The organism is Actinotalea sp. JY-7885 (assembly GCF_014525465.1).
GTDB lineage: Bacteria > Actinomycetota > Actinomycetes > Actinomycetales > Cellulomonadaceae > Actinotalea.
Genome location: NZ_JACEXH010000322.1, coordinates 1 through 1,270 on the forward strand (window position 1 = coordinate 1; position 1,270 = coordinate 1,270).

Consider the following 1,270-nt stretch of genomic DNA (forward strand, 5'->3'; position numbering starts at 1 on the left):
AGGACGAGGCGCTCGCGGCCGCCCGCCGCGAGGTGGTGGCCGCGCGCGGCGAGCGCGGCATCGACCCGGCGGCCGCCGACCGCGTGCTGCGCCGCCTCGACCTGGTGAGCAGGGGGGCGGCGACGTCGCGCACCTGGTGGCGGCGCCGCGACGAGGACGTCAGGACGTCACGTCCGCCGTCGTGAACCTGCTCCACGCGAGGGAGCCGAAGATCGCCACCCACACGGCCTGCACCGCCATGCCCTGCCCCAGCACGCCCCAGTCGACCTGGACGCGCAGGAACTCGGCGAAGTCCAGCCAGTGGTGGGTGAGCAGCCCCGGGTGGATGGCCGCGAGCTGCGGCAGCGTGTCCAGGACGGCCGAGACGATCGCGACGACGACGGTCGCGGCCATCGCGCCGACCGGCACCTCCGTCAGCGTCGACAGGAACAGGCCGACGGCGACGAGCCCCGTCAGCGAGAGCGCCACGTAGAGCGCGACACCGGTGATGCGCGCGATCCCGTCGGCCACCGGCACCGTCGTGCCCGAGAGCAGCGTGACGTCGGTGACGCCGAACAGCGCGGCGCCGACCACGAACGCCACCAGCGCGATCGCGAGCACCGCGGCCGTGACGAAGGCGAGGGTCGCGAGCGCCTTGACGCCGAGCAGGCGCGCGCGCGAGACGGGCACCGCGAGCAGGTAGCGCAGCGTGCCGGCCTGCGCCTCGCCGGCGATCGCGTCGCCGGACGCGATGCCCGCGGTCAGGGGCAGCAGGAAGGGCAGGCACATGAACAGCGCCGCCACGACCAGGAAGAGGCCGTTGCCCGTCACCCGGTCGAGGAAGCCGGGGCCCTGGCCGCCGATCGCGGAGTCGCGCGTGACGTACAGGACGAGCCCGAGGAGCAGCGGCACGAGCGAGAGGCCGACGAGCAGGGCGATGTTGCGGCGCCGCCCGAAGACGAGCCGCAGCTCGCTGCGGAGCAGCCGGCCGAAGGCGCCGCGCACCGGGCGTCCGGGCGCGCCCGCGCCCGCGACCACGGGCGCCGGGCCCACCGACGCCTCGACCACCGGCACCTCAGCGGGCGACATCGAAGCCCTCCCCGGTCAGCGTGACGAACAGCTGCTCGAGGCTGGCCCGCCGTACCTCGAGCCCGATCAGCGGCACGTCGGCGGCCACGAGCGCCGCGGCGACCCGCTCGGGCGCGACGCCGAGCGCCGCGTCGAGCACGGCCTCGCGCCGCTGCCCGGCGTCGAGCCCTGTGTCCCGCACGACGTCGGTCGTCCCGAGGCC

Annotated in this window: 2 protein-coding genes and 1 pseudogene; 1 reads left to right on the plus strand and 2 read right to left on the minus strand. The window is 76.1% G+C overall.

The genetic code is table 11. From position 1 onward, the window contains the following. Positions 1–185 (plus strand): hypothetical protein (locus IDM29_RS16745; protein ID WP_188037841.1); only part of this gene is annotated, 185 nt, incomplete at its 5' end. Here the strand turns inward: IDM29_RS16745 and IDM29_RS16750 are convergent. Together IDM29_RS16750 and IDM29_RS17460 are read right to left on the minus strand one after the other, a co-directional pair. After that, complete coding sequence (locus tag IDM29_RS16750) at positions 160–1,068, minus strand: ABC transporter permease (protein ID WP_182113382.1); 909 nt, start codon at positions 1,066–1,068, stop codon at positions 160–162. The genes IDM29_RS16745 and IDM29_RS16750 overlap by 26 nt on opposite strands. Further along, positions 1,055–1,270, minus strand: a pseudogene (locus IDM29_RS17460) (ABC transporter ATP-binding protein); the annotation flags it as partial. The gene IDM29_RS16750 and the pseudogene IDM29_RS17460, both read right to left, overlap by 14 nt.

Coding starts and splice junctions, on each gene's coding strand:
- IDM29_RS16750 (WP_182113382.1), bottom strand. CDS start 1,068: ATGTCGCCCGCTGAGGTGCCGGTGGTCGAGGCGTCGGTGGGCCCGGCG.